The organism is Chryseobacterium hagamense (assembly GCF_007991455.1).
GTDB lineage: Bacteria > Bacteroidota > Bacteroidia > Flavobacteriales > Weeksellaceae > Chryseobacterium > Chryseobacterium hagamense.
Genome location: NZ_BJYJ01000010.1, coordinates 57,124 through 83,092, shown reverse-complemented (window position 1 = coordinate 83,092; position 25,969 = coordinate 57,124). Strand labels below are relative to the sequence as shown.

General features: G+C 42.0%; 30 protein-coding genes. 21 read left to right on the top strand and 9 right to left on the bottom strand.

The genetic code is table 11. The features are described 5' to 3' along the window. Positions 1 to 12 precede the first annotated feature (12 nt). From CHA01nite_RS11115 to CHA01nite_RS11105, 3 genes are all read left to right on the top strand, one after another. Positions 13 to 531, top strand: a complete 519-nt coding sequence (locus CHA01nite_RS11115) for a GNAT family N-acetyltransferase (RefSeq protein WP_146941463.1) — start codon at positions 13 to 15, stop codon at positions 529 to 531. 381 nt (positions 532 to 912) lie between these two features. Beyond that, positions 913 to 1,584 carry a hypothetical protein gene (locus CHA01nite_RS11110; RefSeq protein ID WP_146941461.1) on the top strand — a complete coding sequence of 224 codons (672 nt, stop codon included), beginning with the start codon at positions 913 to 915 and terminating at the stop codon, positions 1,582 to 1,584. 28 nt (positions 1,585 to 1,612) lie between these two features. Next, positions 1,613 to 2,254 (top strand): uracil-DNA glycosylase, encoded by a 642-nt coding sequence (locus CHA01nite_RS11105; protein WP_146941459.1) that lies wholly within the window; start codon positions 1,613 to 1,615, stop codon positions 2,252 to 2,254. Here the strand turns inward: CHA01nite_RS11105 and CHA01nite_RS11100 are convergent. The 3 genes from CHA01nite_RS11100 to CHA01nite_RS11090 all read right to left on the bottom strand — a co-directional run bounded on the left by CHA01nite_RS11100 (position 2,241) and on the right by CHA01nite_RS11090 (position 4,498). Continuing rightward, the gene (locus CHA01nite_RS11100; protein WP_228458400.1) at positions 2,241 to 2,651 is read right to left on the bottom strand and encodes a hypothetical protein; all 411 of its coding nucleotides are present in this window, start codon (positions 2,649 to 2,651) and stop codon (positions 2,241 to 2,243) included. The genes CHA01nite_RS11105 and CHA01nite_RS11100 overlap by 14 nt on opposite strands. Before the next feature lie 96 nt (positions 2,652 to 2,747). Then, positions 2,748 to 3,239 (bottom strand): DUF456 domain-containing protein, encoded by a 492-nt coding sequence (locus CHA01nite_RS11095; protein WP_146941457.1) that lies wholly within the window; start codon positions 3,237 to 3,239, stop codon positions 2,748 to 2,750. 77 nt (positions 3,240 to 3,316) lie between these two features. Next, positions 3,317 to 4,498, bottom strand: coding sequence for a carboxypeptidase-like regulatory domain-containing protein (locus tag CHA01nite_RS11090; protein ID WP_146941455.1), 1,182 nt, complete (start codon positions 4,496 to 4,498; stop codon positions 3,317 to 3,319). Positions 4,499 to 4,665: 167 nt separating this feature from the next. On the opposite strand from CHA01nite_RS11090, the gene CHA01nite_RS11085 reads away from it, so the two are divergent. From CHA01nite_RS11085 to CHA01nite_RS11025, 13 genes are all read left to right on the top strand, one after another. Next, the gene (locus tag CHA01nite_RS11085; protein ID WP_146941453.1) at positions 4,666 to 5,925 is read left to right on the top strand and encodes a mechanosensitive ion channel family protein; all 1,260 of its coding nucleotides are present in this window, start codon (positions 4,666 to 4,668) and stop codon (positions 5,923 to 5,925) included. A 184-nt stretch (positions 5,926 to 6,109) separates the two neighbouring features. Then, entirely contained in the window at positions 6,110 to 6,829 is a 720-nt protein-coding gene (locus tag CHA01nite_RS11080) for a pyridoxine 5'-phosphate synthase (protein ID WP_146941451.1), read from the top strand. A 224-nt stretch (positions 6,830 to 7,053) separates the two neighbouring features. Further along, positions 7,054 to 7,833 carry an alpha/beta fold hydrolase gene (locus CHA01nite_RS11075; RefSeq protein WP_146941449.1) on the top strand — a complete coding sequence of 260 codons (780 nt, stop codon included), beginning with the start codon at positions 7,054 to 7,056 and terminating at the stop codon, positions 7,831 to 7,833. A gap of 115 nt (positions 7,834 to 7,948) precedes the next feature. After that, positions 7,949 to 8,164, top strand: coding sequence for a microviridin/marinostatin family tricyclic proteinase inhibitor (locus tag CHA01nite_RS11070; RefSeq protein WP_146941447.1), 216 nt, complete (start codon positions 7,949 to 7,951; stop codon positions 8,162 to 8,164). Positions 8,165 to 8,263: 99 nt separating this feature from the next. Beyond that, on the top strand, positions 8,264 to 8,479 hold the full coding sequence (locus tag CHA01nite_RS11065; protein ID WP_146941445.1) for a microviridin/marinostatin family tricyclic proteinase inhibitor: 216 nt from the start codon (positions 8,264 to 8,266) through the stop codon (positions 8,477 to 8,479). Between the two features lie 36 nt (positions 8,480 to 8,515). After that, positions 8,516 to 8,758, top strand: coding sequence for a microviridin/marinostatin family tricyclic proteinase inhibitor (locus tag CHA01nite_RS11060; RefSeq protein WP_146941443.1), 243 nt, complete (start codon positions 8,516 to 8,518; stop codon positions 8,756 to 8,758). Between the two features lie 33 nt (positions 8,759 to 8,791). Next, positions 8,792 to 9,013 (top strand): microviridin/marinostatin family tricyclic proteinase inhibitor, encoded by a 222-nt coding sequence (locus CHA01nite_RS11055; RefSeq protein WP_146941441.1) that lies wholly within the window; start codon positions 8,792 to 8,794, stop codon positions 9,011 to 9,013. Positions 9,014 to 9,090: 77 nt separating this feature from the next. Then, positions 9,091 to 10,047: an MvdC/MvdD family ATP grasp protein gene (locus CHA01nite_RS11050; RefSeq protein ID WP_146941439.1), complete on the top strand. Its 957-nt coding sequence runs from the start codon at positions 9,091 to 9,093 to the stop codon at positions 10,045 to 10,047. Continuing rightward, positions 10,040 to 11,044 carry an MvdC/MvdD family ATP grasp protein gene (locus CHA01nite_RS11045; RefSeq protein ID WP_146941438.1) on the top strand — a complete coding sequence of 335 codons (1,005 nt, stop codon included), beginning with the start codon at positions 10,040 to 10,042 and terminating at the stop codon, positions 11,042 to 11,044. The genes CHA01nite_RS11050 and CHA01nite_RS11045 overlap by 8 nt, the downstream gene beginning before the upstream one ends. Before the next feature lie 580 nt (positions 11,045 to 11,624). Further along, complete coding sequence (locus CHA01nite_RS11040; protein ID WP_146941436.1) at positions 11,625 to 12,638, top strand: NAD-dependent epimerase/dehydratase family protein; 1,014 nt, start codon at positions 11,625 to 11,627, stop codon at positions 12,636 to 12,638. After that, positions 12,635 to 14,404: an AMP-dependent synthetase/ligase gene (locus tag CHA01nite_RS11035; protein ID WP_146941434.1), complete on the top strand. Its 1,770-nt coding sequence runs from the start codon at positions 12,635 to 12,637 to the stop codon at positions 14,402 to 14,404. The genes CHA01nite_RS11040 and CHA01nite_RS11035 overlap by 4 nt, the downstream gene beginning before the upstream one ends. Positions 14,405 to 14,407: 3 nt before the next feature. Beyond that, on the top strand, positions 14,408 to 14,824 hold the full coding sequence (locus CHA01nite_RS11030) for a hypothetical protein (RefSeq protein WP_146941432.1): 417 nt from the start codon (positions 14,408 to 14,410) through the stop codon (positions 14,822 to 14,824). 33 nt (positions 14,825 to 14,857) lie between these two features. After that, a complete protein-coding gene (locus CHA01nite_RS11025) occupies positions 14,858 to 15,916 on the top strand; it encodes a diphosphomevalonate decarboxylase (RefSeq protein ID WP_146941430.1) in 1,059 nt (352 codons plus the stop codon). Positions 15,917 to 16,193: 277 nt separating this feature from the next. On the opposite strand, the gene CHA01nite_RS11020 is transcribed toward CHA01nite_RS11025, so the two are convergent. Further along, a complete protein-coding gene (locus tag CHA01nite_RS11020; RefSeq protein ID WP_146941428.1) occupies positions 16,194 to 17,279 on the bottom strand; it encodes an endonuclease/exonuclease/phosphatase family protein in 1,086 nt (361 codons plus the stop codon). A 134-nt stretch (positions 17,280 to 17,413) separates the two neighbouring features. On the opposite strand from CHA01nite_RS11020, the gene CHA01nite_RS11015 reads away from it, so the two are divergent. Genes CHA01nite_RS11015 through bla form a run of 3 tightly spaced genes read left to right on the top strand, consistent with a single transcriptional unit; the run spans position 17,414 to position 19,146 of the window. Then, positions 17,414 to 17,854, top strand: a complete 441-nt coding sequence (locus tag CHA01nite_RS11015) for a nuclear transport factor 2 family protein (protein ID WP_146941426.1) — start codon at positions 17,414 to 17,416, stop codon at positions 17,852 to 17,854. Positions 17,855 to 17,860: 6 nt separating this feature from the next. Then, a complete protein-coding gene (gloA2, locus tag CHA01nite_RS11010; protein WP_146941425.1) occupies positions 17,861 to 18,238 on the top strand; it encodes an SMU1112c/YaeR family gloxylase I-like metalloprotein in 378 nt (125 codons plus the stop codon). Between the two features lie 26 nt (positions 18,239 to 18,264). After that, positions 18,265 to 19,146 carry a subclass B3 metallo-beta-lactamase gene (bla, locus tag CHA01nite_RS11005; protein ID WP_146941423.1) on the top strand — a complete coding sequence of 294 codons (882 nt, stop codon included), beginning with the start codon at positions 18,265 to 18,267 and terminating at the stop codon, positions 19,144 to 19,146. Here bla and CHA01nite_RS11000 read toward each other — a convergent pair. Then, positions 19,127 to 19,510: a DUF1634 domain-containing protein gene (locus tag CHA01nite_RS11000; protein WP_146941421.1), complete on the bottom strand. Its 384-nt coding sequence runs from the start codon at positions 19,508 to 19,510 to the stop codon at positions 19,127 to 19,129. The genes bla and CHA01nite_RS11000 overlap by 20 nt on opposite strands. Next, the gene (locus CHA01nite_RS10995) at positions 19,507 to 20,337 is read right to left on the bottom strand and encodes a sulfite exporter TauE/SafE family protein (protein WP_146941419.1); all 831 of its coding nucleotides are present in this window, start codon (positions 20,335 to 20,337) and stop codon (positions 19,507 to 19,509) included. Before CHA01nite_RS10995 ends, CHA01nite_RS11000 begins: the two co-directional genes overlap by 4 nt. Before the next feature lie 85 nt (positions 20,338 to 20,422). Between CHA01nite_RS10995 and CHA01nite_RS10990 the strand changes: the two genes are divergently transcribed. Both CHA01nite_RS10990 and CHA01nite_RS10985 read left to right on the top strand, forming a co-directional pair. Further along, the gene (locus tag CHA01nite_RS10990) at positions 20,423 to 20,974 is read left to right on the top strand and encodes a DUF1543 domain-containing protein (protein WP_146941417.1); all 552 of its coding nucleotides are present in this window, start codon (positions 20,423 to 20,425) and stop codon (positions 20,972 to 20,974) included. A gap of 253 nt (positions 20,975 to 21,227) precedes the next feature. Further along, entirely contained in the window at positions 21,228 to 22,340 is a 1,113-nt protein-coding gene (locus CHA01nite_RS10985) for a 5-(carboxyamino)imidazole ribonucleotide synthase (RefSeq protein WP_146941415.1), read from the top strand. Between the two features lie 29 nt (positions 22,341 to 22,369). Here CHA01nite_RS10985 and CHA01nite_RS10980 read toward each other — a convergent pair whose 3' ends face one another. The 3 genes from CHA01nite_RS10980 to CHA01nite_RS10970 are packed head-to-tail and all read right to left on the bottom strand — an operon-like array spanning position 22,370 to position 25,948. Further along, positions 22,370 to 23,200, bottom strand: coding sequence for a hypothetical protein (locus tag CHA01nite_RS10980; protein WP_146941413.1), 831 nt, complete (start codon positions 23,198 to 23,200; stop codon positions 22,370 to 22,372). A 50-nt stretch (positions 23,201 to 23,250) separates the two neighbouring features. After that, positions 23,251 to 25,371, bottom strand: coding sequence for a cation:proton antiporter (locus tag CHA01nite_RS10975; protein ID WP_146941411.1), 2,121 nt, complete (start codon positions 25,369 to 25,371; stop codon positions 23,251 to 23,253). Between the two features lie 7 nt (positions 25,372 to 25,378). Beyond that, positions 25,379 to 25,948: a hypothetical protein gene (locus tag CHA01nite_RS10970; protein ID WP_146941409.1), complete on the bottom strand. Its 570-nt coding sequence runs from the start codon at positions 25,946 to 25,948 to the stop codon at positions 25,379 to 25,381. Positions 25,949 to 25,969 lie beyond the last annotated feature (21 nt).

Genomic DNA, 25,969 nt, shown 5'->3' with positions numbered 1-25,969 from the left:
CAAAGAGTATATATGAAACTGGAAACAAAAAGACTGCAACTTAAAGAAATCAACGAAACCCATGTTGAAGATATCCTGAAGATCCGGAGCAATGAAGTCATCAACCGGTTCGTGCAAAGAAACTCTCCGAAAGACAATTACGATGCTTTGCAGTTTATTCTAACCATTAAAGAACGGACTGAAAATAAGCAGACGTTTTACTGGGGGATTTCTTTAAAGGATCAGTCTCATCTTATCGGGACCATCTGCCTGTGGAATTTTTCGGAAGACCGGAAAACGGCTGAGGTGGGTTATGAATTGTTGCCGGAGTATCACAGAAAGGGTATCATGTCAGAAGCTTTAGCTGCCGTTATAGGTTTTGCTTTCCATCATCTGCATCTTGATGAAATTGTTGCTATGACACATCAGGATAACGAAAGTTCCAGGCAGCTTCTCCTAAAGCATCATTTCATACCGGAAGAAGGACGGAAGGATGAAGGGTTTCCGGAAAATCTGGTTTTCAGCCTGAAGACTTCCGTCCGTAATTTGTAAAATCATTATCTTTGGATCATTAAATTGAAACACAATGAATCGTCCTCCGAAAAAAGCGAGCTTATCAAATGGATCAATTCTCTTGAAAATCCATTCATTATTGCGGACTTAACAAGATCAGCAAAAAAGAAAACTTTGATTTTGAAAAAGAATGGGAACGGGGAGTTTCCGGAGAAGAAATAAAAAAATGTACCACAGATTTTCTTACAATATTGCCTTGGAAAAAATAACGGTTCCAGTATCTGCCGGAAATAGCAGAGTATCTGAATGAACTGGCTGTTCTGTTGTTTCAGAAAAACTTTTTGGCTTAAAAAAATGTTTTTGCTAATGATCATCCTGAGATTATTTATCTCTTTTAATGATTGTTGTTTTTAATTTAAAATGGGATTAGATTACTCGATAGAAATTTTTGTAAAAGAAGCAAAACTGATTGATGCATTGCATTGGTTTAGCGAAAAGTTGTATGATTACGACGAACCCAAATTTTTACAGTGGGAAAGTGAAAATGTAAAAATCGGTGGACACTATTTTAAAAATGATAAAAATGCTTCTAATAATTCCTACTTAAAAATACATGATCAACTTTCTTTTACAGCCTCTCTTATTTTTGATATAGATCCTGTGATTATCAATAGTCTTGCTATTCATTATCCTTATTCCTTTGATATCGAAGATTTTAAAGAGACTTTTGAAAATTATTATTTAGGAAACGGAAAAATAAGGATAGGAGATTTTGATTCCGAAATCAGAAAGTCCGGCGTAGATGGTATTTATCATCTGATATTTACTGCCGTCACGACGGCTATGAGCAGCATGCTTGTTGAATCGCTTTCCGTGAAAAAATGGATTGAGGAACTTTCAGAGGTTTCGGAAGCTATAGTTTCTTATATCGATATGGAAAGTTCCGGACATAAGCTTCTTTTTTATAAAGGCAAGAAAATTGATATTACCTTTAGTGACCCTTATGATATTCATCCTGATGAAACAGCTGTTTTCTTCGATGAATATTTTAAATTAATAAAAAACGATCAGGAAAATTCATTTTCAGATTAAACCATTTTCAAATCTTCAAATTAAAATTATGACCTGGACCGAAGTTTTAGCTCCGATAAAAAATACGCCTTATTTTACCAACCTTTGGGAAAAAGTAAAACAGGAATATGCAACGACCAAAGTTTTCCCGCCGAAAAACCAGATTTTCAGGGCTCTGGAGATTACGCCTTTTGATGATATTGAAGTGGTGATTCTCGGTCAGGATCCTTACCATAACGATTATCAGGCAAACGGCCTTTGTTTTTCCGTTTCCGAACAGGTAACTGCACCCCCGTCGCTGAAAAATATTTTTATCGAATTAAAAGATGATACAGGCGTAGTAAGGACGTCGAAAGAACTGGACGACTGGGGCAAACAAGGGGTTTTGTTGTTAAATGCTACCTTAACGGTCCGCGCACATTCGCCCAATTCCCACAAAGACCTGGGCTGGGAAAAGTTCACCGATTATATCATTAAAGAAATCTCGGATAAAAAAGAGAATGTCGTATTTGTCCTTTGGGGAGCTTTTGCACAAAAGAAGGCCGAACTTATTGATCCGGCCAAACATTTTATCTTAAAATCGGCACACCCTTCGCCCTTCTCCGTTCACCGGGGGTTTTTCGGGAGCAGGCCGTTTTCCAAAATCAATGAATATCTTGTTTCAAAAGGTAAAAGACCTATTTCATGGTAGATGCCTTTTCTCCTTTTTTGATGGTAATTCCAATGACGTATCGACCTTTTAACGCCTTTGCACCGTCTATACCGTTTGGATAAGGCTGAACATCGGCTAACGATATCGTATACCCGTTGAATGAAGCGGATGAATGGTAGTTTCTGGCCTGGTTATCAAGGGTAGCAATTTGAAGCGTCATCGGCCGGGTGGCCGTTCCCATCACTTCAACCTGTGCCACGGCAACTCCTGCCCAGATGCAGTTGACGTTTTTCGGACACCGGCTGTCTTCGGAAATCCCTTTGAAGGTAACGTTCATCTGGTATTCTTTCAGGAACCGGTTTTCACCTTCCTTGAAATACAGGATTTCCCCGTCGGCAGCGGTCATCTTTACCGCTCCGGGTTTATTGGTTTCCATTTTTATCGTATTTTCTTTCTTCCGGGCACGGCAATTCATTAAAAAAAGCGGTGCCAGACTTAAAATGAGGGCTTTATAAGGTATCATAATTTATTTTTAAATAATATTGAGCATATCCAGAAGCACGACCAGAAACATGGCGATCCCGACCACCAGGCTGAATCCTGTTCCGTAAATGAATCCGACAAAGGCGCCTTTGGTCGATTGCCAGGCTTTCGTCATGTCTTTGCTGTCGTGAAGCAGTTCCCCGATAAACACGCCGGCAAACATGCCCACCAGAAATCCCAGCGGAATCGGTAAAAACATCCCGATGATAGTCCCGACAATTGAACCGATGCTTCCCCAGCGGGTTCCTCCGTACTTCTGGTTCGTTTTTGCCGGAATTACGTAATTCAGGACTACCGAAGCTACTGTTAAAATCACAAATGCCCAGACATAGATCATCGGTAGGTCCGCATCGGTTCCGAATTTATAAATCAGCAGTCCGCAGATGCTTAGCAGCAATCCGGGCAATATGGGAAGAAAAGTTCCCAGTATTCCCAAAAAAAGCAGGACCAGGCAGAGAATTTCAATTAATACGACATCCATGAGATTTTGATTATACTATGCAAGATATAAAAAAAGCGGCTTTCAGAAAAGCCGCTTTTTATTTAAATTGAGATTTATTATAGATTCAGGATCACGTATTTCAGGATAACTCCGGAATTTCCGATGTTTCCGCTGGCGTGATTGTGGAAAGTCGTATAGTAAATATATCCGCTGTTGGCAGCTCCCGAGCAAGGTCCAACGGTGGCGCCCAGTGCTATCAGGTACGGTACGATAGCCTGAGGAACGGAAAGGCTGATCTGGATATTTCCCGGAAGGGTAATGCAAACCGTGGTAAAAGTCGTCGTCGGGGCATTACCAATCGGTATTGTTGGCAATCCGGTTACCGAAAAGTGGTTGGTCCGTATCATCAAAGCATCATTTGATGATGTTTCTTTTACCAGAACTTCCCAGTAAGCAGGATCGTAAGTGATGATTTTCTGCCATGCCCCCAAATCATAATTGATGTTCAGCGTATTGAATCCCAAAGCAGTGGTAAGACCGGCGTTGGTTACGGTAGCCCCTACATTACCGGAATTTCCGATGTTCTTGGAACATAGCTTGGAATCGGGAACAAATCCGCCAGCCGGAGCACAGGTCGAAGTATTGCTGGTTCCGCCTACCAGATAAGATACATCCCAGTCGGAAGCATAGATACTTCCTCCGTTGGCCACAAAAATGGCAAGATTGGCTTCAGCGGCGGCATAAAGTGCCGGATTTGAAGAGTAGTTGTTCCTGGAGCCGCAGTTGAGAAAGATGATGTCATACTGCGCCAGCGTCGGCAGGCTGGTAAGGTCGTTGTTTGTAATTTCGGTTGCGGTATATCCCAGGCTCAGAATGATATCCTCGATTTTATCATAACTTCCTTTTACGTAAGCGATTTTCGCCACCTGGTTCAGTTTGGTCTGTGCCGCATCGAGGCTTAACGTTTCGTTGTTTTTCACCGTAGCGGAAATTTCCGTCCGGAAGTTGCTTCCGTTACCGGTCTGAATATGGATGGTATGTATTCCTACGGGAGCTTCCAGCGTAAAGTTTCCGTCGGCATCGGAGGTCGTGTAGTAAATTTTATACTTGTCATCAAACGTAAAAACCGAAGCGCCACCGATGGGATTCACTCCGTTTTGGGACATGACTTTTCCGGTGACTTTTCCTGTTTTTACGGTATGGTCAACTGTCATTTCGGCTGAAGTATCCGATTCCGACCGGCAGGCTCCCAATGATAAAAGAACAATGAAAATGAAGAGAAGATTAAACTTTTTCATAAGCTTTAGTTTTTTTTAATTAGAATACTAATTTAGTCATTTTGTTATTAAATATGTTATGATTTGAATTAAATTTTGAATAATATGTAAAAAATTAAGATAGATTATGGTGAAAAATCCCGTTATTAAAGGGTTTCGGTGAATCTAAAATTAGTAAATTTGTTTTGATGAAAGACCAGTTAAAAGAAACCAAGGATCTGATACAGGAATTAAGTGAACCCCTGTACGTTTATATAAGTAAAATCTCGCCGGCGGGTTTGGATTGGGTATTCCATATGATTGTGAAACTGGCCCTGCTCTGTGCGGTCTTCTTTGTCATCGATTTTATCCTGAAAATCATTATCAACAGTATTTTCAGCATCTTCCGCAATCAGGAGAAATATCCGATTGTGAATTCGGTGTATGCCTCAAGGATTACCAACTCCCTCGCGCATCTGATTGCGCTTCTGATTATCGGGGGCATTCACGAATCTATTTTCGCCGGCGCGTTGAAAAATACCACGAAATTCATTATCCGGTCTGTTAATTTAGGTCTTGTTTTAATCTTTGCCGGTATGCTCTACCGGGGACTCACGGCCTTCAGGAATTATTTCGTCATCAAACAGGATTACTATAAAATCATGGCGCTGAATGCCATTTCCGAAACCGTAAAAATTTTAGGGATTTTCATTTTCTCGGTGGTGGGAATATGCGTCTTATTCGGGATAAAAGGATCTACCATCGTCGGAAGCCTCGGGGCCATTACGGCGGTACTGGTACTGGTTTTCCGTGATACGATTCTTGGGTTTGTCACCGGGCTCCACGTAGCCACCTCCAAAAACCTGAAAGTAGGGGATTGGGTGAGCATTCCCAAGTACAATGTCGAGGGAAATATTGCGGAGATCAACCTTCTGACGACCAGGATCAATAACTTCGACAAGACCTTTTCAACCATTCCAACCTATGACCTGCTGACCACGGAGATCAAAAACCTTCAGGTAATTTCGGAGAAAAAGACAAGGCGGATTAAAAAATCAATTTATTTCAACATCAATTCGTTTAAATTCCTGATGGATAACGATATCCAGCGGTTAAAAAGCATCAACCTTATTTCGGAATACCTGGAAGAAAGTTCCGTAAACATGAAAAAGGAAAAAGAAAACATGGCCCATAAAGAGGAGATTATCAACGGAAGGCAGCTTACCAACATCGGGGTCTTCAGGATTTATGCCCAGAAATATATCGAAAGGATCCCGGAACTGGATAAAGAAAGCCCGATCATGGTGCGGCAGCTGAACATTACGCCGCAGGGATTGCCGCTGGAGATCTATTCCTTTACCAACGATACGGAGTGGGTGAAATTCGAACAGATCCAGTCCGATATTTTTGATCACCTGCTGGTAGCGTCCAAAGCATTCGATCTTGAAGTAATGCAGGTAAAAGTGTAGGATTTTCAATCTGAATTTAAAAAAGGACCGGGGATTCTATGCGAAATCTCAGTAAGGAAAACCTGCTTTTCGTTTTTGGAATCTGTATTTTTGCAACGCTATCATCATCAGACGGGACTGGCGGTATAAATCCTCCGGATAAGCAATCCATCGGTCAGAATTATTTAAAAAATTATCATTTAAAATGACAAAACTAAGCGTAAACATTAATAAAATTGCAACCATCAGAAATGCAAGGGGAGGAGAAACACCCAGCGTAACGGAAGCTGCCGTAAAGATTGAACAGTTCGGGGGACAGGGAATCACCATCCATCCGAGGCCGGACGAAAGACACATTACCAGAAAAGATGTTTACGACCTGAAACCGCTGGTGACGACGGAATTCAATATTGAAGGGAATCCCCACCGGCCGTTTATCGATATGGTACTGGAGGTAAAACCGGAGCAGGTAACCTTGGTTCCCGATGCGGATGATGCCATTACTTCCAATGCCGGCTGGGATACCAAAAAGCACTTCGATTTCCTTACCGAAATTATTGCCGAGTTCAGAAATGCAGGTATCAGGACTTCGATTTTCCTGGATCCGAATCCTGCGATGGTAGAATATGCCGCCAAAACGGGAACCGACCGTATTGAACTGTATACCGAAGCCTATGCAAAATATTATTCTCAAAATAAAGAAGCGGCCATCAGACCGTATTACGATACCGCAGTTCTGGCAACGGAATCCGGATTGGGCATCAATGCGGGCCATGATTTAAGCCTGGATAACTTAAAATATTTTGCCGACCATATCCCGAACCTGCTGGAAGTGTCCATCGGGCATGCCCTGATCTCCGAAGCCCTGTATATGGGATTGGAAAATACGGTTCAGGCTTACTTGAAGAGACTGGCGAAATGGTAAATTAGCTGGGTGCTGGTAGCTCGAGGTTAATGAGCACAAAGTTTATAGCGATGTTTATATTATTAAAGGAAAAATTAAAAATTTCACCTCCGCAAACTTCCATTATCCCGCACCCATCACCCAACCAAAAACAGTAAGAACAATTTAAAATGCCAAAAGCTGAAATTTTCATCTCCGAAAACCTCCAGCTTCCGGCACCCATCTTCCATCCAAAAAACAAACCTATGCAAATCCTAAATTCAAAAATATTCGGCGAAAATCTTTCATCCACTCCGCTGCTGGTATTCCACGGCTTATTCGGAATGCTGGACAACTGGGGGACTTTCGGGAAAGATTTCGGGGAACTGATGCCTACCCATCTTATCGATCTCCGCAACCACGGAAGAAGCTTTCATTCCGACGAAATGTCCCACGATGATTTAGCAGACGATATCCTTCGGTATATGGAGCATTACGGAATGGGAAAAGCCCATATTCTCGGGCATTCTTTAGGAGGAAAGGCAGTAATGCAGTTTGCTATCCGGTATCCTGAAAAAGTTGAAAAACTTATTGTAGTGGATATTTCCCCGAAAGCTTATCCGCCACATCACCAGGGAATCATCAAAGCGCTGGAAACGGTGGATTTCAGTACGGTAAATTCCAGAAATGAGGTAGAGGCGGTTTTAAGCCGGTATATTCCGGAACGATCGACGATCCAGTTTTTAACGAAAAACCTGTATTGGGATGAAAATAAAAGACTCAACTGGAGATTCAACCTGAAAACTTTGGCTGCAAAGTATAGCGAGTTTGTATCCAATGCCATTAAATTCGGAATATTCAGTGGGGAAACGTTATTTATCGCCGGAGAAAAATCAAATTATATTCTTCCTCAGGATCAGTTTGCCATCAGGCAGCAGTTCCCGAAAGCGGAATTCGTTACCGTAAAAAATGCCGGACACTGGGTACAGGCCGAAAACCCTGTTGATTTTGCAAAGATCGTTAAAGAATTTTTAAAGGTCGTTTAGGATAATCTTCTATTAATCTAAATTTGTTAAAATTTTATTAAAATACAAGTTTATTCTTTCCAGTGTGAATTTTTTTAATACTTTAGTGACTTCTAAATCACTAAATATTAATACTATGGAAAACAAAAAAACTAAAAAGCCTTTCTTTGCTTCTTTCCTTGAAAAGCAGATTCAGGATCCTGAAAAGATTAAGGGAGGTTCGGGTACCATCACTTCACCTGAAGAAGATAATGTCACCGGGGTTCTTAAAGATAATGTAACGGCTCCGAATTATGATGCCGTAACGATGAGGTACCCTTCTGACAGCGATGCTTCTGAAGATCTGGATTAAACCGAATAAATCCTGCCGTCTGATCATCTACCGGTTTCCTGAAACTGCAGGGATGGTACGGTAGAATTCTTTAACCGTTTAATATCATCCAATCCGATCATGAAAAATAAAAACACCAAAAAACCTTTCTTCGCTTCTTTTCTGGAGAAGCAGATACAGGATCCCGAAAAAGTAAAAGGAGGATCCGAAACTTCCACCGGGGTTCTTAAAGATGCGGTAACCGCACCTTTGGCCGACAGCCTGACTAAGCCGGGAGAAGATACCGTAAGCATGAAATATCCGTCAGACAGCGATGAAGGCGGAAACGCACTTTAAGACAAACCAAACAACCAAATTCAAATTACAAACCTTATGAAAAAGAAAGACAAAAAGCCGTTCTTTGCTTCGTTTCTGGAAAAGCAGATCGAGCATCCTGAAGGCATTCAGGGAGGAGCAACCAGTCCTTTGACCGACCATCTCACCATCCCTGAAAAAGATGCTGTGACTTCTCCAGCCATTGACGGACCGATTACCCTGAAATATCCTTCCGACAGTGATGACGGCGGATACGATCCGGTGCCGCCGGGAGATGATCCTCATACTCCAAACCCTTAATAACCCTTAAGAGTACAATCAAAATTAAATCATATGAAAAACAAGAATTCAAAAAAGAAGCCTTTTTTCGCATCGTTTTTAGAAAAACAGATCCAGGATCCTGAAAAAATCAAAGGAGGAGGCGATGTGACAATAGCAACACAGGATGGTGTTATTACCTCTAAAGTTGCAGATACCGTAACGAAACCTACACAGGATATGATGCATACGATGAAATACCCGTCGGATGGCGATGACGATGCACAGAATGTTTAATGAATCTGTGACCATACCTTAACAAAATTTACAGGGAAACTTACATTTTAAGTTTCCTTTTTTAATAAAACGGCTCCATGATTCTATGCATCACCCATTCCCGGGATTTTTACAACATCGATATTTTTTCTGATTATCTGAAAAGCAAAGGCATCCCGTATTTCAGGCTGAATTCCGACCGCCTGAATCATTCCCAGAGAATCAGTATCCATGAAGATTTTTTTGAACTGACCGATGAATGCGGGAACATCCTTGACTCCAGATCCGTACAGGCGGTCTGGCACCGGAAGTCCTGGGGAATCTCTGTTCCGGAAGAGCTGGATAAGGCCTTTGCTCAAATTTTCCTGAAAGAATATGCGAGTCTCCATTACAACCTTTTTACCTTATTGGAAGAGGTGCCGTGGATCAATCCGCTCCAGAATGAAAATAAAATAGACGGCAATAAAATCCATCAGCTAAAACTGGCTAAAAAGCATCATTTAACCGTTCCGCCAACCCTCTTTTCCAACGATCCGGAGAAAATAACGGACTTTTTCCGTCAGATGTGCAACGGTAAAATGATTGCCAAGCTTCACGGCGTCCTGTCTAAATCGATGGGCGGGGAAAATCTGCTTTCCACCCAGATGATCGATGAAGATTCCCTGGAATCTATTGAGGATATTGAATATTGCCCGATGATTTTCCAGCCTTACATCGAAAAGGAATATGAACTGAGGATCGTCTATCTGGACGGTGAATTTTTCACCGGAAAAATCAACAGTAGCGAACATACGGACTGGCGGATCGCACAGGGAGATTATTTCTGGTCAGCTCATCAACTACCTGAAAATATTAAAGCCGGTCTTACTTCCATGATGAAGGAAATGGGCCTGTATATCGGAGCCATCGACATGATCAGAAGCACGGACGGAAATCATTATTTCCTGGAAGTCAACCCACAGGGCGAATGGGGTATGCTGCAGAAAGAACTGGGATTCCCGATTGCGGAAAAAATCGCCGATAACCTTATAAAAAGAATGAAAACCAATGAATAAAATTTTAATCATTACCCATACCGGGGATAACTTCTCTATTGAAAAAGTAACGGAACATATTGATAAAAACGGCTGTGAAGTGATCCGCTTCGACGTCGACCTCTACCCTCTGCAGAATAAGCTTTCGACCTGTTTCGAAGATGGGGGATGGATCACCGTTCTGGAAACTCCGGAAAAGAAATACCGTCTGGATGATATCTCAGCCATCTGGTACAGAAGGGCCTACAATATGGCCAACGGACTTAAAGAAGAGCTGGACGGAAAATTCCTGGGTGCCGCGCTGGGGGAAATCCGCAACACACTTTTCGGTTTTTTTGAATCTGCCGATGTGTATTCGTTGGGAAAGCCAAGTATCTACCGAAGGCTGGACAGCAAGGAGGAGCAGCTGAAAATTGCCGTTAAGATCGGGCTTAAAATCCCGGAGACCTGCATTACCAATAACCCGGATGAAGCCAGGCAGTTTGTACTAAAACACCGGAATGTCATTGCCAAGATGCAGACCGGTTTTGCGATCTACGAAGACGGGGTGGAAAATGTGGTGTTTACCAATGTCATCACTGAAGAGAAACTCGGAGAGCTGGATACGCTGCTGTACTGCCCGATGCAATTTCAGAAAAAAATCGAAAAGAAAAAGGAACTCCGCGTAACGATTGTCGGACGCGATGTCTATGCTTTTGAAATCGATTCCCAGCAATCGGAAAGAGCTAAAATCGATTGGAGGAAAGACGGGGTGAACCTGATTGATAAATGGGTCCCGACGGAACTTCCTGCGGATATCGAAGCAAAATTGCTGGAACTTCTGGATGTCTATCACGTTGATTACGGAGCCATCGATATGATTGTTTCACCGGAAGACGAATATTATTTTATCGAAATCAATGCGGCCGGAGAATTCTTCTGGCTGGATAACCTTACGGAAGGCAACCTGATCTCCAAAAGCATTGCCGATGTGCTGTGCGATAAAGCCCCGAGAAGAAACAACAGGGTTCTGGCTTAGTTATACTTTTAAACCTTCAGGCCTTTCAGACTTCTTTTAAAAATCAGAGATAAAACTTTTGAGCTAATTTGAGTCTTTTAATATACCCGTTTAGTTTAGTGGGTTTTAAACCTTCAAGGTTTCAAAAACCTTGAAGGTTTATTTTTACAAAGTATGATTAAATTTTCATATCTTTTCAAATCTCCAATTTTAAATTTCACAATTATTCCTGATTTGTAAAACGTATTCAACTTGTATTCATTTGTTTGTTCAGGTTAAAATAAAATTAAGGTTAATTCAGTCAGGATTTTAAATAGAATTCTCTTTAATAGAACAACAAAAGATTTCGTTTGATCATCAGGACCCCGATCGTATTTCTGACAAGGAAAACTTCCCGCATCCATCTTCCAACCTGTTAATCCGGGTTCTTTTTCGAGTTTATGTTAAATATTCAAAACCACAGAATTTTCCGGATGGTTTTTTGTACATATGATTTTTGCGGTTTTCATCATTTTAAAACCGAATTCTCCTTTAAAAGTCGCAAATTTGCATAACGGAGAATATTATCATAATTTAGTCAGCAATCAAGTAAAAATAATTGATGGTTTTTGTAACGGGCGCAACCGGAATTTTAGGCAGGGTAATCGTTTTGGAACTTCTGAAAAAGGGAAAAAATGTACGTGCGGCAAAAAGACCGGCCAGCAACATCAGCGAAGTTAAGCATTCCTATACTTTCTATACGGAAGATCCCGACGGCTTTTTCAGTAAAATTGAATGGATCGATGTGGATTTTGATGATATCAATTCCTTACAGGATGCTCTGGAAGGAGTAGAGGAAGTATATCACTGTGCGGCTAAAGTAAGCTTTCATCCCGCAGATGAAAAGGAAATGTACCATACCAACATCAAAGGTACCGAAAACCTCCTGTACGCCTGCGAAGGATCCGCTGTTAAAAAATTCCTTCACGTCAGCTCGATTGCCGTCCTGGATCACTTCAATGATCAGGGGGAGCTCGACGAAGAATCCGACTTCAACCCTAAGCTTGAACATTCTGCTTATGCCTTATCCAAACACCTGTCCGAAATGGAAGTGTGGAGGGCTTCGGCAGAAGGGATGAACGCGGTTATTATCAATCCCGGAATGATTATCGGCAGCGGAAACTGGGGAAACAGCAGCGGCGATATTTTCCCTACTTTTGAAAAGAACAGCTTTACCTTTTCAGGCGGATCGAATTATGTGGATGTAAGGGATGTTGCTGAAATCTCCGTAGAACTGATGGAAAAGAACCGTTTTGGCGAACGTTTTATTATTGTAGCCGAAGGCCGAAGGTATTCCGAACTGGCCGGACAGATCAGATCAGAGTTAGGATTGAAAAAAGCCAGAATTCTGTCTGATTTCCAGCTGAATGCCGGAAGATGGGCCAATATCCTGTTCGGATGGCTGATTCCTCCGCTGAGGATGATTACCAAAACCAATATCGAAGCTATTTCCAATCTCCATGTCGTTTCCAATCAAAAAATAAAGGAAACCCTGGACTATCAGTTTATTCCGGTTACGGAAAGTATTGATTTTCATTTGAATAATTATATGAACGATAAAAAGATGAAGCCATGAATCTTGCAGAGGCCATTATCCTAAAAAACACAGAAAAACACCCTCTGAAAGCAGCCATCGGTTTCAAAAAGAAAGATGCAGGATGGAAAGAGCTGAGCTGGCAGAAATTCGGTGAGATTGTTTTTAAAACCGCAAATGCGCTGAGAAACGCCGGAATCCAGGAAAATGATAAAGTCGCCATCTATTCGGACAATTCTTCCGAATGGATGATTTTTGATCTGGCCGCTATGGCAATCGGTGCCATCAGCGTTCCCATTTATTCCACCAACAATGCAGAGCAGGCAGAATATATTATCGACGATTCACAGGCAAAAATTATTCTGGTAGGCGACCAGGCACAGTATGATGCCGCCCTTCAGATCCTGCAGAAAGAAAGCAGCAGCCTGGAAACGGTTATTATTTCTAAAAAAGCAGTCTGGATCAAGAAAGAATTCAGCAGTTTTTATCTGGAAGACTTTATTGCCAAAGCCTCGCCGGAATTCGAATGCTGCCCTAAAGAATATGATGATGCAGCCACCATCATCTACACTTCAGGAACTACGGGAACCCCCAAAGGAGTTGTACTTACCCATGGGAATTTCATTAGGGCACTCGATGCCCATTTTGAATTTTTTAAATTTAAAAATTTTGAAGAAGAACTATCGCTCGCATTTTTGCCATTGACCCATGTTTTCGAAAGAAGCTGGAGCCTGCTTTGTCTTTACGGTGGAGCAAGAGTGTATTTCCTGGAAGATCCGAAAAATATCTCGAAAGCCCTGGAAGAAGTAAAGCCTACCATGATGTGCGCCGTACCGAGATTTTTCCAGAAAGTCTATGCCGGCGTACTGGAGAAAGCGGAGGAAGGTTCTTCACTGAAGAAAAAAATCTTCGGCTGGGCGGTGGAAACAGGCTGGCAGACCGCAGAACTGAAAAGAAACGAAAGACCCGTGCCGTTCGGGTTAAAAATAAAGGAAGCTGTTGCCGATACTTTGGTGTTCAGTAAAATCAAGAAACGGATGGGCGGAAGACTGTGGTTTTTACCCTGCGGGGGCGCCTCATTATCCCCGGAAGTCACGAAGTTTTTCGAGTCCGTCGGAATTCATGTGACGGTAGGATACGGCCTGACGGAAACAACGGCTACGCTTACTTTATTCCCCTTAACGCATTTCGAGCACGGAACAAGTGGCAAACCGCTACCCGGTGTAGAGCTCCGGATCGGTGAAAATGGCGAGATCCAGGCCCGCGGAAACGGAATCATGAAAGGATATTACAACAGACCTGAAGAAACCCGGAAAGTATTTACCGAAGACGGCTGGTTTAAAACCGGGGATGCCGGAAAGATCGATGACAAAGGAAACCTGGTGATTACCGACCGCCTGAAAGATCTGATGAAAACATCCAATGGAAAATACATCGCCCCGCAGCCGGTAGAGAATCTTTTAACCAATAACAATTTCATCCAGCAGATCGTGCTTATTGCAGAGGGAAGACAGTTTGTTTCCGCACTTATCGTGCCCAATTTTGAATTCTTAAAAGACTATCTTAAGAAAAACAACATTCCGTTTACTCAATGGGAAGATATTGTGAAAAATGAAAAAATCAATGATTTCTACAAAGAAAAAATTAAAGAACTGCAGGGCGAACTTTCCGATTACGAAAAGGTTAAGCGGTTTACTTTGATGCCTGCGGAATTCGATATCAATGCCGGGGAAATTACGCCTACCTTAAAGGTGAAAAGGGGAGTGGTGCTGAAGAAGTATGCGGATATCATTGAGGAGATGTATTAGATTATGATTGAAATAGAATTTGAAGATCCACACTATGAAATCTGTGAATGTTGTGGTAATACAACAGTAAAACTTACACGGTTTGTGTATGCAGATGATGAAGCTTTTGCAATTTATTATATTCGTTTTACCAAAGAGCACGACGATAAAAATGTTTTGGGATTAATTTCTTTAGGAGAATGGGGAACTGATGAAATTCCTAAATCCAGAACATCATTTTTGTTCAGATTATGGTTAAATAATGAAAATTATAATGTGAGTATGGCAGATGGTAAAGAATCTCCCTGGCAATCTGAAATTCTGGGAAAAATACTAAGCAGAGAAGAGGCTTTACAACATAAATGGATAGATGATGTATTTCATATAACTGATCATATAGTAGATGAGGATTCAGAAGTTATTAAGTATCTTACTGAATAAGAAAAAATAAAGTTTATCATTTTAAACTCAATTATGACAACAACACAGGAATTTTTAGGAGAAAAAGAATTTACGATCCATCATCAGACGGTTTCCGAAAGCTGCCCGTCAAACATCGCCCTGATTAAATACTGGGGTAAGTATGACAATCAGATCCCGGCAAACCCAAGCATCAGTTTTACTTTGAACCATTGTAAAACCAATACCACCATGGAGTTTCTGGCTGGAGAACCTTTTTCCGTTCATACTTTTTTAGCCGGAAATGAGGAGGTGAAGTTTGCCGAAAAAATAGAGAAATATTTCAGGAATATCGAACAGTATCTTCCCTGGATTTTACAGGGGAAATACATTATCAGAACAGAAAATACCTTTCCGCATAGTTCGGGAATCGCCAGTTCAGCCTCCGGTTTCGGGGCCATTGCCAAATGCCTGATGAATCTGGATGATACGTTTTCAGAAAAAACATCCGATGAAGAATCATTGAAAAAAGCCTCTTTCCTGGCAAGGCTGGGAAGCGGAAGTGCCTGCAGGAGCCTGTACAACGGTCTGGTTGTTTGGGGAGCCTCACAGGTGAAGGGCAGCTCGGATCTTTTTGCCGTTCCGTATCCCGATGAAGAAGTCCATGAGGTATTTAAAAATTTCAACGATTGGGTTTTGCTGATTCACGAAGGCCAGAAAAGCGTTTCTTCCACCGTGGGCCATGGGTTGATGAATACCAATCCTTATGCAGACCGACGGTTCCAGGAAGCCCGGGAAAATTTCGGTCCGATGAAAGAAATACTGGCGTCAGGCGATCTGGAAAAATTCATTAAACTGGTGGAACACGAAGCACTGACGCTCCACGCCATGATGATGATGAGCGATCCTGCCTTTATCCTGATGAAAACAGGAACTTTGGCGGTTATCAATAAAATCTGGGATTTCAGGAAAGAAACGGGATTGCCTTTGTTTTTTACCTTGGATGCAGGCGCCAATGTCCACCTTTTATTTCCGAACAACGGTTCAGAAGAGACCGTCAAATCCTTTATTGAAACCGAATTGCTGCCATATACGCAGAATAACGGAGTGGTAAAGGATGAGATGAAGTTTTAGATTTTAAGGAGACATTATAAAGTACAGCTTTCTCGAAATCGGGAAGGCTTTTTTGATTTCCGAAGGGATCTATAGGGATCTTTCAATAAGTTTTTTAATATTTATGTTGCCGTATATTGCGTTGAATCTTCGATTTCCGTAGGAATCAAGCGTAAATATTTCCGCAAATTCTCTAATACGATGTTGAGATTCTTACGGAATAACAAAAAGGAATAAACAATAATTATCAATAATATAAGGAATCAATTAGTTGGTAAAAAGCTCAGAAAATCTACCTTTATCCCTCCGTCACCACCGCATCCCGTTCTCCGTCCTCTTTTTTCCCTTCTTCAATCATTTCCTCAGCCTCCGCTTTTTCTTTCTCGGTGGCGTAATCTATTTTTTCTTCCTGCTTCTTTTCCTGCTCGTGGTCAATAAAGAATTCACAATATACGGGAAGATGATCGGAGCCGAAGTTTTCGAGGGTTTTCAGGTCTTCGATGAAAATTTCTTCACTGTGGAACATCAGGTCAATGGGAAACCGCAGCAGTTTGTATTTGGCATGGAAAGTCGATACGAAAGAGCGGCCGATCCGCGGATCGATCAGATGGCTGGTTTTACGGAACAGGATAGAGGATTTGGACCACGCTACATTGTTGAAGTCGCCGACCACAATCACGGGCTTATCAATTTCAATCACCCGTCTGGCCGTGCTCAGCAGGTCGCCGTCCCTTTCTTTGGAAGTTTCCTCTTCGGTAGGGCTTGGCGGCGGCGGGTGCACCCCGAAAAAGACAAACGAATAGCCGTCTTCGGTTTTCAGATGTGCTTCAATGCTCGGAATATCATCAGCCACAAAATAATGCGTTCCGGACTCTTCTATTTTGAGCTTGGAGTAAAAATGCATCCCGTACGTATTTTCCAGTGTTACTTTATGCTGGTAAGGATAATCCTGTTCCAGTTTACGCAGGGCGTATTCCCAGTCTCCGTTGCTCTCCATGGTGAGGAACATTTCAGGTTTGTATTTGTCAATCAGCCGGATAAAGCGGTCATATTCTCTGTTGAACTGATACACATTGGCGGAGATAAAATGGATCTTATCTGAAGACTGGTATTTCTGAGTGAATTTTTTAACGGGATACAGCGGGGTATATTTTATTAAAATAACACTATGATGAATAAAGATCAGTACCAAAAGACCCTGGCAGTACCATAAGTACTCATGAGGAGCGGCAAAAAATCCCAGAATAAAAGTGAAAAGCGTGAAAAACGTAATCTGTATCTTACCGAATTCCGGCGTACGGAAGATCCAGTGGGAATGCTGGATTTTGGGCAGTAAAGTGAGAATTAATAATAAAACGGTCAGACTCAGGTAAAGTATCCACATATCTTTTCAAATAAACGGATAAATTTAATTCAAATTTATAAGTTTTCAAACCTATTCATGTTTAAAGTTTATGAATTAAATGAGAATTTACCGATTAATTGACTATTTTTATCAGATCACAAATCCATCGTTCCATGAAGAAAATATCTGCCGTTGCCCTGCTGCTGGGAAGTTTCTGTTTCGGCCAGCAGAATGCGGAAATTGAAAAGCCGGTCCGGAACCTGTTTTCCGGAATGAAAAATGCAGATGCTGAGCTTCTGAAGTCGGTATTTTCTGATACGGCCATTCTTCAGACCATCGCCGGAGACGGCGTGAAAACGGAAAGCATCGATGATTTTATACATTCAGTATCAAAGACGGAAAAGGAGGCGCTGGATGAGAGAATTACCATTGAAGCCATCCATAAGGACGGAAACCTGGCCAGTGTCTTTACTCCTTATACTTTTTACTTCAGAGGAAAGTTTTCTCATTGCGGAGCAAACAGTTTCCAGCTTGTTAAGCAAAGGAACGGTGAATGGAAAATACAGTATCTTATTGATACCAGAAGAAAAGATCAGTGTAAGGAAATTAAATAAATTAAAATGAACATCCACCACATTGCCGTTATATGCTCAGATTATGAGGTTTCCAAGAAGTTTTATACCGAAATTCTGGGACTGAACATTCTCCGCGAGGTCTACCGTGAAGAAAGGAAATCATATAAGCTCGACCTTGCTATCGGAGACCAGTATGTGATCGAACTCTTCTCATTTCCAGACCCTCCGCAAAGACCCTCCGGACCGGAAGCCTGCGGATTGCGGCATCTTGCCTTTTCAGTGCAAAACGTTCAGGATAAAAGAGAAGAACTGATGCAGAAAGGATTAGCATGTGAAGACCTCCGGGTGGACGAGTTCACCGGAAAAGAATTTTTCTTCACACAGGATCCTGATCAATTGCCGCTGGAATTTTATGAACTATAAAATATTTACAGCAAATGGAATTTAAAATGAAAAAGTGCCTCCTTTTAGCTGCTGCCGGATTTATGTTTTCAGGACATGCCCAAGTGGTGCATGAACCTAAGAATCATCCTAAAGAATGGTCGCAGCCTTATGAGCCGTTCAGGATTGCCGGAAACCTGTATTATGTGGGAACGTATGATCTGGCTTCCTATCTTATAGTTACGGATAAAGGAAATATCCTGATCAATACCGGTCTTGCAGACTCGCAGCCGGTTATTAAAAACAATATTAAAAAACTGGGCTTTAAATATGGCGACCTTAAAATTCTTTTGCTTAATCAGGCACACTATGATCATTTGGGTGCTATGGCTGATCTTAAAAAAGAAACCGGGGCAAAGCTGTATGCGGACGGTGCAGATGTGGAGGTACTGAAAAGCGGGGGAAAATCGGATTATGAAATGGGGAAGTACGGGATCACCTTTAAGCCGGTAATTCCCGATTTTATTTTAAAGGACAGGCAGGTTATTACTTTGGGAAATACAAAGCTGATCATGCTTCACCATCCCGGCCATACCAAAGGCTCATGCAGCTATCTTCTTGAAACAGAAGATAAGGAAAGAAGCTACAAGGTACTTATCGCCAACATGCCCAGCATTATTATAGACCATAAATTCTCTGACGTTTCTGCCTATCCGGGTATTGCGGAAGATTATGCTTACACGTTCCGTGAAATGAAGAAGTTGGATTTTGATGTATGGGTGGCCGCCCACGCCGGTCAGTTCAGTCTTCACGAAAAGCATCAGCCGAAAGGCTCCTACAATCCGAAAGCCTTTATGGATAAAAAAGGATACCATGATGAACTGAATGAACTTGAAAAAGAATATCTTGAGAAAAAATCAGAAGACCAGGCTAGTGGGCGTACCCGGTGAAAAAGCTGATCGCCATAATCGCCAGGACAATCGAAGAAATGATAACGTAGGTATAATCTTTTTCCTTTAAATAGCCAATCAACGCAAAAATAATCCTCATCAGCGGAGTGAAAATCAGCAACAGGATTCCAAGTTGGATGATAGCCATGCCTTCTCCTTTGCAAAGCGTAGTCCAGAAATGGCTCCATACTTTTTCTGAAGAACCGCCCATCTCGAGAAGCTTGTATTTTTTCGGCATCTCAAAGCCCTCCATAAAAAGCTTCACAAAACCGATTAGTGAAGTGATAACCGATAAAATAACACCCAGCCGGAGGAGATTGCCTACCGAACGGTTAAGATCCGTATCCGTAAAATTCTTGCTCATGAGAAGTTGCTTCTTATTCCGTTATACATCATATACACTGAAAGAATGGTGATCACAATGGCAAAGAATGTCTTCAGTTTCTTGGTTTTGGAAACCATCAGGGTTTTGGAACCGATAAAGCTTCCTACTACAACACCTACCAGAACCGGTGCCACAATTACCGGAATAATTTCGCCTCTCTGGAAATAAATCAGTGAACTGGCTACAGCGGTTACCCCGATCATAAAATTACTGGTGGTGGTCGATACCTTAAACGGCAGTCTCATCATATTATCCATAGCCAGAACTTTCAGGGCTCCGGAGCCGATTCCCAATAATCCGGACATCGCTCCTGCGAACATCATCATGAAAAATCCAGGAACCGTATTTCTTGCTGAATAGCTTTTTAAGATCCCTTTGTCAGGAAAAGTTCCGTATAATTTCAGCCTTTCTTCCAGGCTTCCCTTAATGACGGGTTCCTGATGGTCCGGCTTTCCTTTTAAATTTAAAATAACCGTCAGAAGAAGGATGCTGGCGAAAATAATCCCGATCGTATTCGGATTCAGCATCCCCGAAACCAAAGCTCCCACGATCGCTCCTGCAGTAGTGGCAATTTCCAGAAACATCCCGATCCTCATATTGGTGAAGCCCTCCTTCACGAAAGCAACGGCGGCACCGGACGAGGTCCCGATTACGGAAATAAGAGAAGCGCCGATGGCGTAATGCATTGGAACACCGAAGCCCAGCGTTAATAAAGGAATAATGATAACGCCTCCTCCTAAACCGGTCAGTGAACCCAGAAGTCCTGCCGAAATTGCTCCAAGGAAGAGAATGATGATTTCTGACATGGTACAAATATAAAACTATTGTAACAGTCTGCCAAACGTTTAAAAAAGATAAATTTGATGTATTTTTGCACAAACAGAATTTTTTATGAAACTATTTTATGTCATTCTGGGAGCAACGCCGCCCGGCAGGAATATAGAGCAGCACGATGTCTTCTTTGGGATTGCGGAAAGCCTGAAAGATCTTGTAGAAGATATGAAAGCCTTCTGGAAGGAAGCCAAAGGAAAAATCCATATCGACTGCTACCAGGAGGTGAAGTTCGTGGACGGCTATGAAGTGCAGATTGTGGAAAGGGGAGAAGCAACTTCCGAAGAGCAGCTGTATTTCATCAATCTCGGAGGATATAAAAGAGGTCACTTTGAAGAATTCCATGAGCAGCATCTGGTGGTAGGGAATGCCATGAGTGATGCGGTGAAGAAAGCAAAAGCTACGGAATTTTATAAAACCATGGGTTTTAAAGGAGCCACCAGCCATATTGATGAGAAACTGGGCGTAGACATTGACGATATTTTCCCGGTAAAAGAAATCCTGCCTACTGAAATGAAGAAAAATTATGCCATCTCACTGGTAAAATCCGAGGCGGAAAATCAGGAGAACTTTGTAAGCCTGGGATATTTGAAAATCGACAAAATTCAGTAGTTTAATGACATGCTGAATAAAATGCGTTAATCTAGAAATAGGTTTTGCACAGCACTGATGCTTCGTCATGTATTCTTTGTTGAGTGAAACGTGTCATGCTGAGCCTGTCGAAGTACCTCGGCGAACGAAATGATGCATTATATTTTAAATAAAATCTTTATAGACTTTGTGCTTATCATCAGTAAAGGATAACCGGGCTCGAAGCTTTTATAACCATTATTAAATTAAATCTAACAGAAATAAATAAGTAAAAATGAAAATTGGAATTTTAGGAGGCGGACAGCTCGGAAGGATGCTGATCCAGGAAGCTTTGAAATACGATGATGAATTTTATACCCTGGACCCGGCTTCCGATGCCCCCTGCCATAATATTTCTTATTTCACCAAAGGCAGTTTCAATGATTACGAAACGGTTCTGGCTTTCGGAAAAGATAAAGACGTGGTGACCATCGAGATCGAGCACGTTAATACCGACGCGCTGGCCGAACTGGAAAACCAGGGCGTAAAAGTGGTGCCGAATTCCAATATCATTAAAACCATCCAGCAGAAAATCCTTCAGAAACAATTCTATAAAGCTCATAATATTCCGAGCCCGGAATTTGAGGTGATGGACGGAAGTTCCGATGAGATCAATATGCCTTTGCCGTTTGTGCAGAAGATGAACACCGGAGGATATGACGGAAAAGGGGTACAGGTAATCCGCACTGCCGGAGATATGAAAAATCTATGGCTGGAAGATTCCGTAATCGAAAAGCTGGTGGACATCGACAAGGAACTTTCCGTTATCGTTGCCAGGAATGAAAGCGGCGAAACCAGAACCTTCCCGGTAACTGAAATGGTAGCGGATCCGAAGCTGAACCTTCTGGATTTCAATATTTGTCCGGTTCTCCTTTCGGAAGAAATCGAAGAACAGATTGATGCCATCACCCAAAAATTCCTGAATGCCATCCAGTCGCCCGGACTTTTTGCCATTGAACTGTTCCTTGATAGAGAAGGAAAAGTATGGGTGAACGAAACGGCTCCAAGGCTTCATAATTCCGGTCACCAGAGCCAGGAAGGCAATGCCAACTCCCAGTTTGAACAGATGTACCGCGTGGTGAAGAACCTGCCGCTGGCAGATACGGATGCCATTATTTACAGCGGGATGCTGAACCTGGTCGGAGCGGAAGGCTATTCCGGAAAGGTAATTTACGAAGGAATGGAAGACGTTTTAAGGTTGCCGGAAACTTACATCCACCTTTATGGAAAAACCGAAACCAAGCCCGGAAGGAAAATGGGCCACATCAATGTCCTTGCAGAATCCAGGGAAGAGCTGATGGAGAAACTCGTGACGGTGAAAGGCATGGTGAGGGTAATAGCAGAATAAAGTTAACAGGGCTAAAAGCCCTGTTACGTTTAATGGCATAAGTATTCCGCAAACCGTGGATATCCGTTTTCGTTATATTGATACCCGCTTATTTCATAAAATTCATACGGTGGCGTCGGATTGTTCGGAGAATTATTCGTATAAATGGTAATTTTGCTGTATTTCCTATGGTTATTTTTAGAAAGCCTTAAAAAGAAAATATCCTCAAAAGGAACATTTACATTGGCATAAGGATTTTTATAAGTATCATAGTTATCATATTTGATCTGGATCTTATAATTAGGATTCGATGCTGCCATCTGTTCAATCATCCTTAAATTTCCATTGGTATCGTAGGTAAGGGTCTTGGAGTTTTCACCATACACATCTCCCCAACTAGAAGTTGTTTTTTCTGCGATAGATATTATTTTGTTTCCAGAATCATAAAAATATTTAAAATTCTTTGTATAGCTGCTCCCATCAGTAAAATTAGTTGAAACTCTGTTTTTTTCCGATAATCTGCCTTGATTGTCATACATAATATATTCGATGGACTGGATATTATTAAGATCGGTTGGTTCAATAATTTTTACAGGCTGAGACAAGTTATTATATTGAACTTCTATTGTTTTATCTAGTTCAGGAGCATAAGTAGGATACTGCTGGCCGGGAGCGGTATTATCAATTAGTTTATAATCCATTTTTTTAATGATGCGGTTGCCGTCGTAAATATATTCGGACAGATAAAATTGTTGTCCTGTGTTTTTGATGGTGGTCTGGTTAAATTTTGTAATGTAACATTTTTGTTCCTGTACAGAGTTATCCTCTTGGCTGCATGAGAGTAAAAAGAGCATGGATAGGATGGCAAAGAATTTCTTCATTTGAAAGCAGTTATTATTTTTCGGATGCAAATATAGAAAAAAGCCAGCAGTTATTTAAAAATCTTCTTAATCACATTCCCGATTTCCATAAAGTCGTCATGGTTGCCGACGGATCTTTTTTCGGCGCTGTTTTCCGATTCGGAGTAGGGGAAGATCAGCAGGTAGTTCTTATCTCCCAGGCTTCTGTTCAGCAGTTCCGGGATCAGCCTCATCCTCGGAATGTAGGAAGGCATTCCCCGTTTGGCCATGAACAGGATCAGGGCTTCGTCATCTTTTAGCTGAGCCGCTGTTTCTTCACCGTCTTTCCATGCATTCATAATGATAAATTCGGCTTCGACATTTGCTTTCTTCGTGATCCGCTGAAGGATATCCAGAATTTTTTCTGACGCATAAAATACCAGGGTAGCACCGGAATTCCTGGCAATATTCCAGACCCGGAGCAGGGCGTGGAAAAATCCGGCTTCCAGATGGGCATTTTCGGGAATCATAACGGCATATTTTTTTACGGTAGACCAGGGTTGGGAAGCATGATATACAAGAACATTAACATCCTCATTCTGCAGATACCCATTGTAAAGATTATAGACAAAAGAAGGGGAAAACCCTTTATCATCACTCACTGCAATCATAAGATCGGTAATATTCTGCTCTTTGATCACATTGTTTACTCCATTGATGACATCGTTGTCATATCTTTTCAGCGAATGGATTTTTACGTCGGCCGCTGCGGCTGCATCTGCTGCCGTGTGTAAAAGTTTTTCGGCATTCTTTACTGAAGATTCATTTTTATCTTCATTAATGACATTCAGGGCAAAGATGTTTTCTGTGTTGGAATGGGCCTTGATCAGAATGCCAAGGTTTACCATCCGCTCAACCGTTGCTTCGTAATTAACGGCTAGCAAAATGTTTTCTTCTTCATGGGTATTGCCGGAAACGGCGTCTTCATTATCCTGCTCCGCAATTTTCTGGCCGCTGGCCATCGAGATGAAGGATGAGATGGTACATGAGATCAGAATCAGTAGAATACTTCCGTTAAGGACGTGTTCGTTAAGCAGCCTGATCGGTTCTCCCGTTTCGGTTTCGGAAAGAATAATATTGTATCCTACGAGAACGGTGGCCAGAGTGGCTGCGGCAGATGCCGAACTCAGGCCGAAGATAAGCTTGCCTTCCTCTTTGGTAAAACCGAATGTCTTCCGGGTAATTACCGCAGATATATATTTTCCTCCGATTGAAGCAACCAGCATAATCATGGCCACTTTCAGTGTTTCAAAACTGTTGAAAAAAACTTTGAAATCAATCAGCATCCCGACGCTGATCAGGAAGAAAGGAATAAAAATAGCATTTCCTACAAAATCTACCCGGTTCATAAGTGCGGAAGTATGCGGAATCAGTCTGTTCAGAGCCAATCCTGCAAAGAATGCTCCGATGATGGCCTCCACACCCGCAAGTTCTGCCAGTAAGGCGGCCAGATAAATCATCACCAGAACAAAAATATACTGTGAAATCTTATCATTGATTTTTTTAAAAAACCACCTGCCGATCAAAGGGAAAATTATCAGTACGATCAGCCCGAATACAATAAAGGAAACGGACAGCCTGACCCAGAACGAAAGCCCTACATCACCCTGAACCATTCCTACCACTACTGCCAGCACCAGTAGGGTGGCAATATCCGTAATCATGGTTCCGCCGACCGTAATATTCACCGCCTGATTCTTCGCAATGCCCAGTTTGCTGATCAGGGGGTAAGTGATCAGGGTCTGTGAAGAAAAGAGGCTGGCAAAAAGCACTGATGTAAGGACAGAGAAATTCAGAAGATAATACGATCCCAGGAATCCCAGGATAAAAGGAAAAACGAAAGCATAGCCTCCGTATCCTAAACTTTTCCATTTGTTTTTCTTAAAATCGCCCATATCGATTTCCAGCCCCGCCAGAAACATGATATAAAGAAGTCCGGTAGTCCCGGTAACCACAATGCTGCTGTCCCGGGCCAGGACGTTAAAGCCGTTCGGGCCGATTACAGCGCCGGCAATAATCAAACCCAGCAGGTGCGGAACTTTTATTTTGTTTAAAAGCAGCGGTGCGGCGAGGATGATGATTAATACCAACAGGAATTTAAGGACCGGGTCTTCAATGGGAAGACTCAGGTTATGGATGCTCAGTAAGTTCATGATGTGTTTATTTGGTGGAACGGACGAGTTCTACTGAAAATTTGGCCATGCAGTTATTGTCCGCGGTAATGGTTCTTGTTCCTCTCATTTTATTGGGAGAAAAATCATTCAGGAGAACGTTCATTTCTACCTGTTTTTTCGAGGTGGAATCGGTTCTGAAATTCAGTTTTACTTCACTGTTCTCAAATTTTCCTGAGTAAAGCCTTACCAGATTGTTGTTATTGATGATCTTGGTTACCAGCTGGATGGAATCACTGTCGAATTCCCAGGTATCGGTGCGTTGGTCGCCCACTACATAATCGCTGCAGTTGGACTCCGTACAGATGACTTTTCCGGTCCACAAACCGGCAACCTGAGCCGGCCAGACGTTGATTTTTACAGAATCCTTTTTGGTAGCAAAAATACTGTCCCGCATCTTTAAAAGCGATTGGTATTCGGATTCTTTCTGGGCAAAGGATTTTTCTTTTTCCAGCAGCTGCTGTTCTCTTAAAGTCAGGTCGTTCTCCTTTTTCCTGTTGTCGCAGCTTGTAAGAAGCAGTAAGCCGGTGAAAATTACAAATAGAGCGTTTTTTATCATACTGAATAACTTGGTATCTAC